This is a genomic window from Chitinophaga sp. W2I13 (assembly GCF_050434005.1).
Taxonomy (GTDB): Bacteria; Bacteroidota; Bacteroidia; order Chitinophagales; family Chitinophagaceae; genus Chitinophaga.
Genome location: NZ_JBNPWD010000001.1, coordinates 3,116,490 through 3,131,808 on the forward strand (window position 1 = coordinate 3,116,490; position 15,319 = coordinate 3,131,808).

The 15,319-nt window shown below is 48.2% G+C and carries 14 protein-coding genes; 2 read left to right on the forward strand and 12 right to left on the reverse strand.

Annotation, left to right across the window (positions count from 1 at the left end; genetic code table 11):
• The first annotated feature begins 139 nt into the window (after positions 1-139).
• Positions 140-1,465, forward strand: a complete 1,326-nt coding sequence (locus QFZ48_RS12825) for a DUF5690 family protein (RefSeq protein WP_429062519.1) — start codon at positions 140-142, stop codon at positions 1,463-1,465.
• A gap of 80 nt (positions 1,466-1,545) precedes the next feature.
• Here QFZ48_RS12825 and tatA read toward each other — a convergent pair whose 3' ends face one another.
• From tatA to QFZ48_RS12885, 12 genes are all read right to left on the reverse strand, one after another.
• Positions 1,546-1,767, reverse strand: a complete 222-nt coding sequence (gene tatA, locus QFZ48_RS12830) for a twin-arginine translocase TatA/TatE family subunit (RefSeq protein WP_370908531.1) — start codon at positions 1,765-1,767, stop codon at positions 1,546-1,548.
• A gap of 129 nt (positions 1,768-1,896) precedes the next feature.
• Positions 1,897-2,454, reverse strand: coding sequence for an alpha-ribazole phosphatase (gene cobC, locus QFZ48_RS12835; RefSeq protein WP_429042451.1), 558 nt, complete (start codon positions 2,452-2,454; stop codon positions 1,897-1,899).
• Positions 2,439-3,215 carry an adenosylcobinamide-GDP ribazoletransferase gene (locus tag QFZ48_RS12840; protein WP_429042448.1) on the reverse strand — a complete coding sequence of 259 codons (777 nt, stop codon included), beginning with the start codon at positions 3,213-3,215 and terminating at the stop codon, positions 2,439-2,441. Before QFZ48_RS12840 ends, cobC begins: the two co-directional genes overlap by 16 nt.
• On the reverse strand, positions 3,212-4,258 hold the full coding sequence (cobT, locus tag QFZ48_RS12845) for a nicotinate-nucleotide--dimethylbenzimidazole phosphoribosyltransferase (protein WP_429042445.1): 1,047 nt from the start codon (positions 4,256-4,258) through the stop codon (positions 3,212-3,214). The genes QFZ48_RS12840 and cobT overlap by 4 nt, the downstream gene beginning before the upstream one ends.
• Before the next feature lie 11 nt (positions 4,259-4,269).
• A complete protein-coding gene (gene cobU / locus QFZ48_RS12850) occupies positions 4,270-4,782 on the reverse strand; it encodes a bifunctional adenosylcobinamide kinase/adenosylcobinamide-phosphate guanylyltransferase (RefSeq protein WP_429042444.1) in 513 nt (170 codons plus the stop codon).
• A 60-nt stretch (positions 4,783-4,842) separates the two neighbouring features.
• Positions 4,843-6,171 (reverse strand): DUF5074 domain-containing protein, encoded by a 1,329-nt coding sequence (locus tag QFZ48_RS12855; RefSeq protein WP_429062521.1) that lies wholly within the window; start codon positions 6,169-6,171, stop codon positions 4,843-4,845.
• Between the two features lie 189 nt (positions 6,172-6,360).
• Positions 6,361-6,954, reverse strand: a complete 594-nt coding sequence (locus QFZ48_RS12860; protein ID WP_370908525.1) for a DUF6580 family putative transport protein — start codon at positions 6,952-6,954, stop codon at positions 6,361-6,363.
• Between the two features lie 17 nt (positions 6,955-6,971).
• Positions 6,972-8,918: a TonB-dependent receptor plug domain-containing protein gene (locus tag QFZ48_RS12865; protein ID WP_429042435.1), complete on the reverse strand. Its 1,947-nt coding sequence runs from the start codon at positions 8,916-8,918 to the stop codon at positions 6,972-6,974.
• Between the two features lie 110 nt (positions 8,919-9,028).
• The gene (locus tag QFZ48_RS12870) at positions 9,029-9,679 is read right to left on the reverse strand and encodes a tetratricopeptide repeat protein (protein ID WP_370908523.1); all 651 of its coding nucleotides are present in this window, start codon (positions 9,677-9,679) and stop codon (positions 9,029-9,031) included.
• A gap of 67 nt (positions 9,680-9,746) precedes the next feature.
• The gene (locus QFZ48_RS12875; RefSeq protein ID WP_429062523.1) at positions 9,747-10,619 is read right to left on the reverse strand and encodes an EamA family transporter; all 873 of its coding nucleotides are present in this window, start codon (positions 10,617-10,619) and stop codon (positions 9,747-9,749) included.
• Positions 10,620-10,685: 66 nt separating this feature from the next.
• The gene (locus QFZ48_RS12880) at positions 10,686-11,906 is read right to left on the reverse strand and encodes an MFS transporter (protein ID WP_429062525.1); all 1,221 of its coding nucleotides are present in this window, start codon (positions 11,904-11,906) and stop codon (positions 10,686-10,688) included.
• Positions 11,907-11,952: 46 nt separating this feature from the next.
• The gene (locus QFZ48_RS12885) at positions 11,953-12,627 is read right to left on the reverse strand and encodes a FadR/GntR family transcriptional regulator (RefSeq protein WP_429042426.1); all 675 of its coding nucleotides are present in this window, start codon (positions 12,625-12,627) and stop codon (positions 11,953-11,955) included.
• Positions 12,628-12,910: 283 nt separating this feature from the next.
• On the opposite strand from QFZ48_RS12885, the gene QFZ48_RS12890 reads away from it, so the two are divergent.
• On the forward strand, positions 12,911-15,304 hold the full coding sequence (locus tag QFZ48_RS12890) for a prolyl oligopeptidase family serine peptidase (RefSeq protein ID WP_429062527.1): 2,394 nt from the start codon (positions 12,911-12,913) through the stop codon (positions 15,302-15,304).
• The last annotated feature ends 15 nt before the right edge of the window (positions 15,305-15,319 follow it).

Here is a 15,319-nt window from a genome sequence, read left to right on the forward strand (position 1 = left end):
CTAATCAGTATAATCAGCGTAATCAGCGAGAAAGACAAAATTCGCACCTGTGTTTAATAATACTTAACATTAAGGTTAGCATTTGTTAACAATGGGTTTACATTGGACCCGCACCTTTGTCCCAAACCATTTGTTTACGATGTTGAATATTACCTGGATACAGAAGCGGTTGCAACAGGCGCATCATCTTACATTTTCATTGTATGCAGCCCTGGTGGCCTTTGGTACTTATTCCTGCATGTATGCTTTCCGTAAGCCTTTTACGGCGGGGATTTTCGAGGGCGTTACTTTCCTGGGTATTGATTACAAGATCTGGTTGGTAATTACCCAAACAATTGGTTATGCCTGCAGTAAATTTTATGGTATCCGTTTTATTGCGGAAATGAAGGGGAACAAGCGCGCGCAGAGTATTATGGTGTTGATAGGGATAGCGTGGATAGCGCTGTTTTGTTTTGCGGTGGTACCGGCGCCTTATAATATCGTATTTCTTTTTCTCAATGGGTTTCCGCTGGGCATGATCTGGGGGCTGGTGTTCAGTTACCTGGAAGGCCGGCGCAGCACAGAGTTTATGGGTGCGGTGTTGTCTGTCAGCTTTATTTTTTCTTCCGGATTTGTAAAGTCGGTAGGTAAAATGACGGTGGTGAACTGGCATGTAACAGAGTATTGGATGCCTTTTATCACGGGCCTTATTTTTATAGTGCCTATCATGATCTGCATATTGCTGCTGGAACAGATACCGTCTCCTACAGCAGCAGATGAGCAATTGAGAACACGCCGCGCGCCTATGAATAAACCGGAGAGAAAGGCGTTTCTCCAGGCTTTTTTACCGGGGCTGGTGCTATTGATTGCCAGCTATGTGTTGCTCACCGTATTAAGGGATATGCGGGATAATTTTGCGGCAGATATCTGGAAAGATCTTGGTTATGGGGCCCAGGCGGGCATCTTCACCCAAACCGAAATTCCTGTGTCAGTGGCTATCATTGTGATTATGGGGTTGCTGGTATTTGTGAAGAATAATTTCCATGCCTTTATGCTGAATCACTTTATTGTGATCACGGGATTTCTGGTGGCATTGATCAGTACCCTGTTATACAAGCAGCACCGGCTTGACCCGGTATGGTGGATGACTTTAACCGGATTGGGTCTGTATATGGGTTATATTCCGTTTAACTGTATTTTCTTTGAACGCCTTATCGCAGTGTTTAAATACGTCAGCAATGTGGGCTTTATCATTTATGTGGCCGATTCTTTTGGCTACCTGGGAAGTGTGCTGGTGATGCTGTTTAAAAACTTCAGCGGCATGGCTTTGTCGTGGAGCCAGTTTTTTATGGATGCAGTACTGGGTGTATCCGTTACCGGCATAGTAATGATGATAGCCTCTGCCTGGTATTTTAAAAAAAGATATGAATCAGTGAACAATAAAGGTACTTCAAACCTCGGGGGAGAAGTACAGATTGCAGCCTGACCAATGGCGGGGATGCATAAAAAAACGGCAAATCGTGCATGCTGAATGCGCAATTTGCCGTTCGTTTTTATAACAGGAATTTAATTCGCTTTGGCGTCTGTCGCGTCAGCTTTAGTTCCTTTTTTGCCTGGTTCATCTTTGGCATCTTTAAATTCACGTATGCCGCTACCCAAACCACGCATCAGCTCAGGTATCTTCTTACCACCAAACAATAACAATACTACTAATGCTATCAGCAGTAATTCTTTGATACCTATTTCCTGCAAAAACAAAAGCGGGATGTTCAGAAAAGATGTTGTCATTATAACAGATTTTATTATGTGCTTTTATATACGGTATATGCAAACATAAAGTTAGCACGAATTACCAGTTTTTTTGTTTTTTAGGAAGATATTTAAAAATATTAATATAATTGGCTTAAAGACAGTTGTTTACAGATTAGAAAATATCACTTTTACCTCCCCGTTCTCCACTTGCAAATGCGAAATATGCCCATAATCCACCGAAATATCGAACGCATCCACGAGCGGCGTATCGGTCACATGCGCCACTATACAGCGGATCACCCCGCCGTGTGTAATTAACACGGTATCCCTTCCGGTGGCGGTTATTTCTTCCAAAACCTGTATACTACGGTTATATAATTCTTCATAGCTTTCCCCGCCCGGAATGTGCTCAAATACTACGTTATCGGCCCACTTGCTTAACGCATTTTTGCTGATGTTATCCCAGGGCAACATTTCCCAGTTGCCAAAATTCATTTCCTTTAGCCGGTCGTCTTTAATGTAATGGCTGCCATACAAGGCGGCTGCCAGCTTTTCACAACGCTGCAAAGGGCTGGTGTATACATCTACAGGGCCGGCCGGCAGGAGTGGCTTTATACGGGCTGCTTCGGTATCAAAACTGCCTGCTACATCCACGTCCGAGGCGCCATAACAAATACCACTTTCTATTGCCGGTGTGGTATGCCGGATCAGATATATTTCCATGTAAGAATACAAAAGCATAAATAAATAACAGTTTCCGATACCTGCTGTACGGCGCCCAGGCAATCGCCGGTATAGCCGCCTATCCATTTCTGCATGAGCCGCACCATATACCAGCGGGCCAGTAGCAGGGTGGGGAGGGTAAGCAGCAGGGTATAGTTATGCAGGTAAATCATGGCTGCAATAAAAGGAATAAAACCCCATATGGCGGCTATTCCCAGGTCCGGTAAAGAAATGCCCTGGGCAATGGGCTTCGCTTTGCTGTCCTCGTTTTCACGGACATATTTGTGGGTATACACCACCGTTACCGCAACAAAGCGGCTCAGTGGCTGCGCACTTGCAATCGTGAGCATTACTTTATAAAGCGACAGTTCGCGGAGCGACAGGTATTTAAGAGTCATGATCAGCAACAGCCCCAGCATCCCGTAAGTGCCAATGCGGCTGTCTTTCATGATCTCCAGGATCTTCTCTTTGGTCCAACCGCCGCCAAAACCATCACACATGTCGGCAAAACCGTCTTCATGAAAAGCGCCGGTTACCCATACGCCCACAATGATCGCCAGCAAAATGCTCACCATTGGCGGAGCAATGCCCCCCAGGATGTACAATACGCCTATCATAATTGCGCCGGTTATCCATCCTATCAACGGGAGATAGCGGGTAGCTTTGCTGAGCATCTCCGGGGAGTAGGGGATATTAACGGGAACGTGTATACGCGTATAATACATGATAGCGGTTAGCAATAGCTGCCACTGTTTTTTCATATCGTACGGTTTGATACCTGCGCACTGTTAAAACTGGCCATTTCTTCCAAAAAAGCGACCGCACTTCGAATCAGCGGGATTGCCAGGGCCGCGCCGGTGCCTTCTCCCAAACGCATGTCCATTTGTAATAACGGCGTTACTTCAAGATGCTGCAGCATGGCTTTATGCCCTTTTTCTTCGGAGCAATGGGCGAAGATGCAATAGTCTTTCACCGCAGGTTGCATTTTTACGGCTGCCAGCAAAGCGGCGGTTACAATAAAGCCATCTATTACTATCAGCATTTTCAAGGCAGCAGCCTGCTGGATGGCGCCGCAGATCATGGCAATTTCAAAGCCGCCAAATGTAGCGAGGGCCTGCTCCGGCGATGCCGGCGAGGCATGTTTAGCCATTACCTGTTGCAGAATAGCTCTTTTTTGCGCCAGTTGCTGCGTGTTGCTGCCGGTGCCGGCGCCGGTACATTCGGCCACCGCTATCCCGGTAAAGTGGCTCATCAGCAACGATGCCGCGGAGGTATTACCGATGCCCATTTCTCCAAAACCAACCACATTGCAACCTTTTTCATGGAGCAGCTTTACCTCGGCGGCGCCTGCCTGCATGGCCAGTTTACATTGGTCCAGCGACATGGCCGGCATATGCAAAAAGTTTTGCGTACCCATACCCATCTTACGGTCTTTCAATTGCGGATGCGGCGCAAACTCATGGTTTACCCCGGCATCTACTACTGTCAGGTCTAGCTGATGCTGCCTGCAAAACACGTTGATGGCTGCGCCGCCATTCAGAAAATTATACACCATCTGCGCGGTAACGGCTTGTGGAAAAGGATTTACCTGTCCATCTGCAGCGATGCCATGATCGCCTGCAAATACAATGATAGCCGGGTTCTTCACGGAAGGCGCCAGCGTATTTTGCACCAGGCCGGCCTGCAAGGCAATTTGTTCCAGTCTGCCGAGTGATCCGGGCGGCTTGGTCTTCTGATCTATCTTGTCCTGTAAGGCAGTTCTCAGCTCGGGTGATACAGGTGTTATCCGGATATCATTCATCATGAGGAATTTTTTTACGCGTCTTTTTTAATTACAACCGGAATGCCGGAAACCATCAGGGTAACGGTGCCGGCTATACGGGCAATGTACTGGTTCACCCAGCCCTGTAAGTCTGTAAACTTGCGCCCCGCTTCCGTTTCGGCATGCACGCCCATTCCAATTTCATTGGTCACAATAATAAAAGTACCTGCTTTCTGGTGAAGTGCGTGTATTTCTGCCTGGATGGCCTGGAGGGTATTATCGGTATGGTAATGATGTTCAGTAAAGAAGTTGGTGAGCCACAGGGTAATACAGTCGATCACTACGGTATGGCCGTCCAGCGGGAGCCGGCTTACATACAGCTCTTCTTCATAGTTCACCCATGCGGATCCTCTTTCTGCTTTATGCCGTTGTATGCGCTGTGCAAAGTCATCGTCCCATACTTTGGCGGTAGCCACATATACCGGGTGAGCGCTTTGTGATAAGGCCAGCTCCTGTGCGTACCTGCTTTTACCCGAACGGGCGCCGCCTGTAATTAAGTGAAGCATAGAAAAGCTTTTAGCCTTTCCCGGGGCTGGCTTTCTATAAAAGCCAGCCACCAGAAGTTATTAGTTAAATAACGGCATTGCCGGAAAGAAGAAGCCCATGAAGTTCACGCTTTTCTTCAGGCTGCCGCTGCTGGCATCATAGATGTACACCGTATTATCTTTATAGTTATCGCCGTAACCGGATTTTACGTCAGTTACTATGATGGTATTGTTACCTGGATTATATCTTACACCTGCGCCATACATTTCACGGCCGGCCGGAATGGTTACAAATGGCGTATTCAGGGAGTTAGGGTTCCCTACTGCATATTTGTATACTTCCGTGCCACCGGCGCCCCAGGCATTGGTTTTGCCAATGAATACGGCGTTTTCAATAGTTGATGCGCTGAGCATACCTGCATTCCATGCGCCCCATGCGCCATATACGGGGAACGGAACGGTAACGGTATCTATTTTCAGGTTGTTGGCATTAATAGCAAACAGCATGTTATTGCGGGCGGCCCAAACGGTACCATCCGGTGTGCGGGTGAAACCTACATCGGCAGGACCTAATACTTTTGACACGCTTAAATCGGTTTTGTTCAATGCCACCATACCCTGTGATTCCGACATAACGATGATGTAGCCTTCTGCTGCTACCATACCACCTACCTGTCCGGTTACGCCGGCCAGTTTACTGCCCAGGGCCAGTGTTTGCAGATTTACGGGGTATACACCATCAGCAGTGCTTATTAAACCGGTATTGCTGTTCACGCCGCAGAAGGCGTTGGCAAAAGCCGGCAGCTGATCAATGCGGCCGGTTTCTTTCATGGTGCCGGGATCTGCTACCACGAAGGCGCCTTCTTTGGATACGAGGTACATTTTATTGTTGTAAATGGCGCCGTAGTCGGTGGTGCCACCGAGTTGCTTGCCGGGGTTATTACGCTTAAATACGTACTGGTAAACGGAATCTTCTCCGTTGCGGTAAAAATTCACATCGCCGCTTTCCTTACCATACTGACCTTCATTTACCAGGAAAAAACCATTTTCAAATTTGCCCAGCACCTTGATGCGGTAATAGTAGGTGGCGAGTGCGTTACCGGAAATTATTTTATAAGAGATGGTATAATCACCCCTTTCTGCTGCGGTGAAAGTATAGGTAGAATCGGTGCTTACCTGTACGCCATTTACCAGCCAGAGAAAAGTAGGGTTCTTCACCTCTGCCAGTTGCGGGCTTAACACCCGGGTGTCGCCAATATAGATGGTGTCTTTGCCGTCTTTTAAGCCCGGAGCTACAATCTGTGGTACAATTACTTCTGCCTCATTATCTTTGGAACAGGAGGCTAATCCTGCAATAGCGAATACTGCTGCAATAAAGGAAACCTGAAATTTGCGTGAAATGCTGCGCATGTGTTGTGATTTATTTTCGTATGTCTTGTTTTCGTATGGGTATTACAGTTAAACTGTAGCCAGGGTGCTAATACAGAAATGCTATGCAGAAGAGAGAAATAGTGAATCCCTATAATAATTTAGAGATTTAGAGTCAGACAAATGTTCATCTGCCTGAGCCCAAATCTCTAAAAAACAAATGTAAAAATATTATTGAGCAAAACGCAATCTGCGTTTAACCAGTTCGAAGCTGCCAAAGAAAATGCTGCTGTAAACGATATTGCCTACCAGCACATACCACATGTAAGGGATCGCCTGGATATAGCAGCTGGCTAATCCGGCGGCATCTTTGGTGTACGGTAATCCGGTGAGCAGGTTGGTAGAACCGCTTACCCACACGCCGAAGTTGGACACCAGGAAGTGCAGCAGCGCTGCGCCTGCAGAACCCATCAGGATGTTGGCCACGCTTGCTTTCTTGATTAAAAGCTGACCCAGTAATACGATCAGCACAAAGCTGGCGTAGTTCCATACCCAGCCTCTGTACAGCAAGCCTTCTGCATATTGCTTATGGAAAACCTGCATCAGGATAATGTCGCTCACAAACAGCGTCAATAAAGGAAAGGCGTATGATTTCCACTTCTGCGAAAAAGAAGCGCCGCCAAATAAAGCCATTGCGCCTACCGGCGTAAACATGGCGATTGGTTGCATGGTGGCATCTGATCCCAACACGATACGTATTACACCAGCTGCCAGTATAAACAGCAGCAGTACGCCAAACCGTGGATTAAGATTCTTTAAAGACATTATGTTGGTTTTAATGTTTACAAATTAAATACAATACCGGTATTAAAATTGAACCGGCGTGAATTATAACCCGAGATATCAAAATACTGATAATCTGTAATATTTCTGAAACCGGCGAAAATTTTAAGCAAGTTACCAAATTTATATTCACCATATAAATCCAGGGTATAATAATCCCCCATCGGTTTGGCGCCTTCAAACCGCTTATCTATGTATTTACCAGTGGCCGCCACGTACAGCGACCGGGTTGCCTGGTAGCCTAAAGTGGCGTTCACCGCGTGTTTGGGTATCCGGTACAGGTTGTAGTAGGAAGAATCCTTGCCGTTCTGGTTCACCGTAACACGGCCATCCACATAGGCGTAATTGGCGGTTAGCTGCAGGGTCCTGGTAATTCTCCAGGTAGCTTCCACTTCAGCGCCATATGCCTTTTGTTTATTGGCATTACGGTACTGGCTGAAAAAGGTGACAGGATCAAAATAAAAGATCACCAGGTCGCGGGTATTACGGGCAAAACCGGTTACCCGGAAATCTATTTTGCCATCAGCCACATTGGCCTGGTAGCCGGCTTCGTAATTGGTAGTGGTTTCCGGCTTCAGATCCCGGTTGCCATAGCCATTTGCATACAGCTGGTATAAAGTTGGAACGCTGTAGGCAGAAGATATATTGATAAATACCTTATGATTCGGATTAATCAGGTAAGATGGATTAATGGAGAAGGTTTCGTTATTACCATACAGGTTGTGATGATTAAACCGGCCGCCCACTTCGAGATTAAAGCCACCCATGTTACGCAGCAGGAACGAGGCGTATACGCTGATCTGGCTGGTGTGCGAGCTATCCGGCGATAACGTGGTGTTAACGATCCCCGGCATGAAGGTGCTTTCCAGGAAGTCTTTTTGATCGGTGGCGGAACGGTTATAGGCGGCGCCTCCGATCAGCCTGATCCGGCTGCTCAGGTCCAGGTTCACATAACTTTCCACCTGGTGGGTGTTGGCGGTAAACAGGGAGCTGTCGTACCGGGCATAAGCGCCCACGCCTACGTAGCCGGAATCGTTTAAAATATCCCGTTTGGTATGCTGGTAGCTGTATAATACATGCCAGGAGCCGTTTTTAAAGCGGTATTCACTGTTAAACCCGTTGAGCAGGTACTTTGATTTGCCGTTATAATCCGTTTCGTCTTTATAGCCGCCTTCATCGAGGTCGTGGCGGTAATTGCTGTAATTCAGCAGGTAGCCGAAGTTCCAGCGTTTTCCTGCTGCCAGACCCAGTTTGGCAAAAACGCTGTTTTGCCGGAAGCCGTCTTTATCAAATCCGGCTTTATAGGTAGAGTCATAAGCATCGGAGAAGCCCCTGGTTTTTTCGTGTTTATAGCTTACCAGGTAAGAGAAGCGGTTAACATTGCCATGCACATTTACATTGCCCTGGAAATCGTGATAGCTGCCATAGCTGGCACTGGCGCCTACACCAAACTTTTTACTGCCGGTTTTGCGGGTAATGATGTTGATCACGCCTGCTACTGCATTGGAGCCGTACAGGGTGGACTGGCTGCCCCGGAGTATTTCTATCCGTTCTACCTGGTCGGGGGAAATGAAGTTGAGATCAAAGGTATTATTGATCTGGGAGGCGTCGCTTACCGGCAGCCCGTCCACAAGGATCAGGGTATTACCGTTGGAGGCCCCACGCATATACACATTGGGTACTGTACCCGGGTTGTTTTCAGCACCGTTGATGATCAGGCCGGTTTGCTGGTTGAGGATGCCGGCAATGCTTCTGCCGCTATTGCGCTCCAGGTATTCGTGTGAAAGGATGGTAACCACCTTGCCGGTTTCCCCGGCCTTTTGCGGACCTTTAGCGGCGGTAACGGTAATTTCATTCAGCTGGCTGATACGGCTGGTATCCTGTGCGGCAGCAGCAGTATACAGCGCGGTAGATAAAAATAAGGAAGTGTAAAGTTTTAATTGCATCCGCGAAATATTAGTTGAAGGTTTATCAAAATAAAAATGCAGCTGGGACAAAGGTTAGGTTACTTTATCTCCGCTGCATTTTCAAAGGTAAATTGCCTGGGGCAATTTACTTATCCCGGCATCCGGGAAATATATTTATCCATTTCTTTGATCTGGCTTACAATCTGCGCAGTGGTAGGCTTTTGAGCTTTGGCCCTGCGGAAATATTCCTTGGCAGATTTGAAGTCGCGGCGGCTCATGGCAATAGAAGCCAGTGTTAACAGGGCTGCTGCCGTGTTTTCCTTATCCGGCAAGCCTTTCCGCATCGCAATTTTCAGGTTCTGATCGGCTGTTTTCAGGTCATTTTTCTGATAGGCGATAGTGCCCAGCTGAAAATACTGCATCCCCTCGTATTCTTTCATCGGGCTGCCGGAGTTAATGCTCTGGCGGATGGTGGATTCAGCTTTATCAAGATCATTGGAATACATGGCCATGTTGCTTTGCATAAAATAGTACACAGAGCGGATGGGTTTGTACAACAGTTTCGGGAACTTTACCTGGTTCATCAGGGCGGTGGCCCTTTCAATGTCGCCGGCTTCCACGGCTTCCTGTACCATTCTCATGGGACCAAACATCACATGTGTTACCAAGCATACCAGTGCCAGCACCAGCACAATGGTGGCTTCCCACCAGCCAACAGTAAGGCCCAGCGCAATACCACCTGCCAGTAAAATAATACCGATCGGGAGGCGATATAGAATAAAAAAATTAAATGCTTTCATGAAAAAACAGTTCGTAAATCACTAATAGAGGGTGCAAAGATAAATAAAAAAAACACCTCATGGGTTTTCATTTCCGGCGTTTCAGATTCGCCATGGCGATGGCGCTTAATATGATGGCCACCCCCAGTATCTGCAGGGGGGATACGGATTCATGGAGGAAAATGGTGGCGGCCAGCATGGCCACGGGCAACTCAGCAGCGCTGAGAATGGCGCCCAGCGATACCCCCGTTTGCGGCATCCCCTTTGAAAAAAGGAAAGGCGGCAGCACGGTACCAAAAAGCGAAAGGGGAATGCCCCAGATCCACAGGCTGGTGCCGGTAAACCGGCCGTTAAACAGGTACACAGGGGGGAAGATCAGGCTGATGAGTACAAATGCGCCGGTAACGATCCAGGCGCTTTTCAGCACTGGTCCCAGCGATGCCGCTACCCGGCCGCTTACTACTATAAATACCGTGTAACACATGGCCGCCAGCAAACCGAAGCCAATACCTTTCCAGTTCAGCGCGGTTTCCGTGTGGTTAAATACGCCTCCTGCCAGGAGAGTGCCGCCAAGAATAAAAAATACCGCCAGCCATTGTACCGGAGAAGGCCGCTTCTTATAAATGATCCATTCCGCCAGCATACTCATCCAGGTGAACTGCATCAGTAATATGATAGCGATGCTCGCCGGAATATATTGTACACTCTGATAATAAGTAATGCTTACCAATCCTGTGGAACTGCCCAGGATAAAGCAGGTACGGGCATCTCTGTTAGCTAAGCCCACTGTTTTTTTGCCGGAAAATGCCTGGATGATCCATAACACGAGCATCCCGAAGCCCGCCTGCACGCTGCATAATTCGCCTAGTGTATATCCTTGCTGATAGCCTGATTTAACGATCGTTGATAATATCCCAAAGCTGCATGCGCCAAGCAGCACAAGCAGTATGCCTTTCCACATAAGAATTGTTTTAGTGCTGCGAATGTATGTGAATTTAGCGGAGGCAATTGCCTCCGCTAAACGAGGCTATTTCTTTTTTTCAAGATTCGGTAACAAACCGGTCAGGAGCCCTATTAAAGGAAGATAGGCGCAAACCTGGTATACGTAAGAAATACTGGTGGCATCTGCCAGGCGGCCCAGCAGGGCGGAGCCTACGCCGGCCATACCAAAGGCGAGACCAAAAAATAATCCTGCAATCATGCCCACTTTACCCGGTACCAGTTCCTGTGCATAAACAAGGATGGCAGAGAAAGCAGAAGAGAGTATAACGCCAATGAATACACTAAGTACTGCTGTCCAGAACAGGGTGGCATGTGGCAGCAATAATGAAAATGGCGCCACACCCAGGATGGAGATCCAGATCACATATTTACGCCCGATCCGGTCGCCAACAGGGCCGCCGATAAAGGTGCCTGCCGCTACGGCAAACAGGAAGATGAACAGGTACACCTGCGAAGCCTGCGTGGAAATATGGAAGCGGTCCATCAGGTAAAAAGTATAGTAGCTGGTCATACTGGCCATGTAAAAGTATTTGGAGAAGATCAGCACCAGCAGGATGCCCAGTGAAAATATCACAGTGGAATTGGATAGTTTCGGCTTGTTCAGGTCCAGTGCAGCTTTTTTCGGTTTGATGCGGTGTGTATTGGAAAGATACCATTTGCTGATGTTCAGCATTACCACAATCGCGAGCAAGGCGGCGATGGAAAACCAGATCACATGAAACTGTCCGAAAGGAACAATCACCATTGCTGCGAGTAGCGGTCCAAGCGAACTACCGGCGTTACCGCCCACCTGGAACAGCGATTGCGCCATGCCGTGTTTCCCGCCGGAGGCCATATGCGCCAGCCGGGAGGCTTCGGGGTGAAACACCGCAGAGCCAACGCCTACCAGTCCTACTGATACCAGCACCATCGGGAAGCTGTGCGACAAGGATAAACATACCAGTCCAAGCAGGGAGAAACTCATGCCAATGGCCAGGGAATAGGGCTGTGGCTTTTTATCGGTGTACAGGCCCACCAGCGGTTGCAGCAGTGATGCCGACATCTGGAAGGTGAGGGTAATAAGCCCTACCTGTGTAAAATTTAATTTCAATGAATTTTTGAGTACCGGGTACATCGCAGGAATGAGCGATTGCAGGGTGTCATTCAGGAAGTGGGTAAAACTTAACGCCAATAGGATCGACAGCACCGTTTGTTGTGCTGCCTGTTGAGCGGCCGCCTGGGGCTGTTCTGGTAATGTTGTTTCCATTTCTGTTCTTTTAAGATCAGATCATCTGATGTTTGAGGGTAAAAAATTATTTATTCTGGTCACTGATTTTCGTTGCCCAAACCAGCGCCTTTTTTGGATCTTTATCTATAATGCTTTGCAGCAGTGCATCGTGATAATGCTGTGTGTCAACAAAGGAATCCGTGTTGGCATACCGCAGCAGGAACGACTTTTTCAGGTGCTCTGCCACTGTTTTGTACAGGTCCCGCATAATTTCATTTTTACCTGCTTCCGCTATAGCGTTATGAAAGTTGATATCCGCCTGGATACAAAGTTCCAGCTGGTTGCCGGATGCATATTCAAAACGTTTTTTCAGGAAGCCTTTCATCTTTTCAATATCCTTGTTGTTGCGGTGTAGGGCGGCTTTTTCCGCAATCTTTACTTCCAGCAGGAAGCGCACTTCATTCAGGTCTTTGAAATCGGCCCGCTGCAGCCGCTGCGATAGCGCTTCTCCCGTGCCTGATTGTGATAACACAAAGGTACCCAACCCCTGTTGTACCCGCACCAGCCCCCGGTGCGCCAGTATTTTTACTGCTTCCCGGATGCTGGAACGCCCTACGGAAAACTGTAACATCAGCTCAGGTTCTGTAGGCAACTGTTGCCCCACGGTGTATTTACCGGAAGCGATCAGTTCCTGCAGGTGGTCCGCTACCTCTTCAGCCAGGCTGAGTCGTTTTAAAGGAGAAGTATTTGTATTCATCATATCATCTGATGTTTGCAAAGGTAATAGAACTTTTTACTTTTTTCAATTTTTTTGGGAGAAGAGAAGATGGATGGCATGATGAATTGAGCAGCTATTACTTCCCGGATACTTCTTGGTTACTTCTCGGATACTTCTCAGTTACGGCTAAGTCCTGAAAAAGGTTTACACGCCTGCCCGTTAATCCTGGTTAAAGTTTACCCTACTTTCATTCATCATTTTCTGCTTTGCAAACTGTGGCAATAAGTTTATTTTGCCCGGATTGCTTATAAACATTATCTGCTATATGAGAAAATTAATACTGTCATTATCCTTATTCATCACCTTCCATGCCTATGCGCAGGATGCGCTGAAGTACCAGACTCCCTCCAAGAGTATCCTGGAACTGGCGATGGCAGCTCCTTCGCCATCAACAGACTTTAGCAGCAAAGGAGATGTGATGCTGATCATGGAACGAACCAGTTACCCAACTATTGAAGAATTATCGCAACCGGAATACAAGCTGGCAGGAACACGTATTAACCCTGCTAACTTTGGGCCAAGCCGCGCAGGTTACATTACAGCTATCCGTATTAAAAATATTAAGGGCAACAGCGAATACGCCGTCACCGGCCTGCCTGCCAATGCGCGTATTGGCAATATCAGCTGGTCGCCATCGCAGAAAAGTATTGCCTTCACCATTACAGACAACAACCGCATTACCTTATGGAAAGCGGATGTTGCTACCGGCGCCGCCAAACAGCAAAGTACACGTGCCCTCAACGACATTGCAGGCCCGGCATTTACCTGGATCGATGATAACCGCATCCTGGCGCTGGCAGTACCCGCCGCTATTGGCAAAGCACCGGAAAAACCCCTTGCGCCCGCAGGCCCCACCGTACAACAAACTTCCGGTAAAGCAGCGCCGGCAGCCACTTACCAGGACATGCTGAAAAATCCATACGACGAACAGCTGTTCGATTATTACTTTCAATCCGAACCGGTGATTATAGGCGCCGGCGGCGAACAGGTAATCGGTAAACCCGCTATTTACATCACCGCCGCTCCATCGCCGGATAATCAATACCTGCTGATGGAAAGCCTGCACCGCCCATATTCTTACCTGGTAGGCGCCCACCGTTTTCCCACGGAAGTGGAAATATGGAAAATGAATGGCGAACTGGTAAAGAAACTCGCCAGCAACCCGCTGGATGAGGTACGGCCCAAAGGTTTTGATGCTACCAGCAATTACCCCCGTTTCTTCTCCTGGCGTAACGACGCACCAGCCACTATCTGGTGGGTACAGGCCCTCGATGGCGGCGATCCTAAAAAGGAAGTGCCTTTCCGCGATGTGGTAAATACCCTGGCTGCCCCGTTCAGCGCAGCACCGCAGGAACTGGTGAAAACCGTGAACCGCTTCGCGGGTATCAGCTGGGCAAACGACCAGCTGGCACTGGTGTATGACGCCAACAGCACGCAACAGAAAATAAAGGTAAGCCGCATAAACCCTGCAAGCCCTTCGCAGGCGCCGGTTACGCTGATTGATCGTTCTGAAAACGACCGGTATAACGATCCGGGCACACCTGTAACAATAAAGAACCAATACAACAGGGCTGTTTTATACGTGTCGCCTTCACATGAATTGCTGATGACGGCGCCAGGGGCTTCCCCTGAAGGAGACCGCCCATTTCTGTCTTCCTTTAATTTAAATAACAGCAAACGAAGTATCCTGTGGCGCTCCGCTGCACCTTATTACGAACAGGTGGCCGATGTGATTGACCCTGCCAAACTCGTGGTAGTGATAGCACGCGAATCAGTTTCATCTCCCGTAAACTACTACCTGCAAAACCTGAAAAAGAAATCATCCGTGGCGCTTACTGCATTTCCGCATCCACAGCCACAACTGAAAGGCGTGCAGAAACAACTGCTGAAATACAAACGCAAAGATGGAGTGGACCTCACCGCTATGTTATACCTGCCGGAAGGTTACGACCCTGCCAAAGATGGCCGCCTGCCGGTGCTGATGTGGGCTTATCCACGTGAATACAAATCTGCCAGCGATGCCGCCCAGGTACGTGGTTCTGCCTACAGGTTTACCCGCGTAAACTATGGCTCACCTATTTTTTGGGTAACCCGCGGTTTTGCGGTAATGGATGCTACCGAAATGCCTATTGTGGGTGAAGGAGATAAAGAACCAAATGATACTTTTATCGATCAGCTGGTGATGAATGCGGAAGCCGCCGTGAACAAGATCACGGAAATAGGCGTGGGTGATAAGGACCGTATAGCAGTAGGTGGCCATTCTTACGGCGCCTTTATGACATCTAACCTGCTCGCACATACGAACCTGTTTAAAGCAGGGATTTCCCGCAGCGGCGCCTATAACCGTACATTAACGCCATTCGGATTCCAGAACGAACAACGCACCTACTGGCAGGCGCCGGAGGTGTATTATAAAATGTCGCCTTTCTCTTATGCAGATAAGCTGAAAACGCCCATCCTCCTGATTCACGGGGAAGCCGATAATAACTCCGGCACATTCCCTATCCAAAGCGAGCGACTGTACAACGCCATTAAAGGCAATGGCGGTACTGCGCGCCTGGTATTCCTGCCACAGGAAAGCCACGGCTATGCTGCTAAAGAAAGTATCCTGCATATGCTGTGGGAAATGGACGAATGGCTGATGAAATATGTAAAATAATAAAGACAGCCCCGT

What these genes read in the sequence shown, in the direction of transcription:
- QFZ48_RS12825 (WP_429062519.1), top strand. Translation starts at nt 140, where the DNA reads ATGTTGAATATTACCTGGATACAGAAGCGGTTGCAACAGGCGCATCAT.
- tatA (WP_370908531.1), bottom strand. Translation starts at nt 1,767, where the DNA reads ATGACAACATCTTTTCTGAACATCCCGCTTTTGTTTTTGCAGGAAATA.
- cobC (WP_429042451.1), bottom strand. Translation starts at nt 2,454, where the DNA reads ATGGAAATATATCTGATCCGGCATACCACACCGGCAATAGAAAGTGGT.
- QFZ48_RS12840 (WP_429042448.1), bottom strand. Translation starts at nt 3,215, where the DNA reads ATGAAAAAACAGTGGCAGCTATTGCTAACCGCTATCATGTATTATACG.
- cobT (WP_429042445.1), bottom strand. Translation starts at nt 4,258, where the DNA reads ATGATGAATGATATCCGGATAACACCTGTATCACCCGAGCTGAGAACT.
- cobU (WP_429042444.1), bottom strand. Translation starts at nt 4,782, where the DNA reads ATGCTTCACTTAATTACAGGCGGCGCCCGTTCGGGTAAAAGCAGGTAC.
- QFZ48_RS12855 (WP_429062521.1), bottom strand. Translation starts at nt 6,171, where the DNA reads ATGCGCAGCATTTCACGCAAATTTCAGGTTTCCTTTATTGCAGCAGTA.
- QFZ48_RS12860 (WP_370908525.1), bottom strand. Translation starts at nt 6,954, where the DNA reads ATGTCTTTAAAGAATCTTAATCCACGGTTTGGCGTACTGCTGCTGTTT.
- QFZ48_RS12865 (WP_429042435.1), bottom strand. Translation starts at nt 8,918, where the DNA reads ATGCAATTAAAACTTTACACTTCCTTATTTTTATCTACCGCGCTGTAT.
- QFZ48_RS12870 (WP_370908523.1), bottom strand. Translation starts at nt 9,679, where the DNA reads ATGAAAGCATTTAATTTTTTTATTCTATATCGCCTCCCGATCGGTATT.
- QFZ48_RS12875 (WP_429062523.1), bottom strand. Translation starts at nt 10,619, where the DNA reads ATGTGGAAAGGCATACTGCTTGTGCTGCTTGGCGCATGCAGCTTTGGG.
- QFZ48_RS12880 (WP_429062525.1), bottom strand. Translation starts at nt 11,906, where the DNA reads ATGGAAACAACATTACCAGAACAGCCCCAGGCGGCCGCTCAACAGGCA.
- QFZ48_RS12885 (WP_429042426.1), bottom strand. Translation starts at nt 12,627, where the DNA reads ATGATGAATACAAATACTTCTCCTTTAAAACGACTCAGCCTGGCTGAA.
- QFZ48_RS12890 (WP_429062527.1), top strand. Translation starts at nt 12,911, where the DNA reads ATGAGAAAATTAATACTGTCATTATCCTTATTCATCACCTTCCATGCC.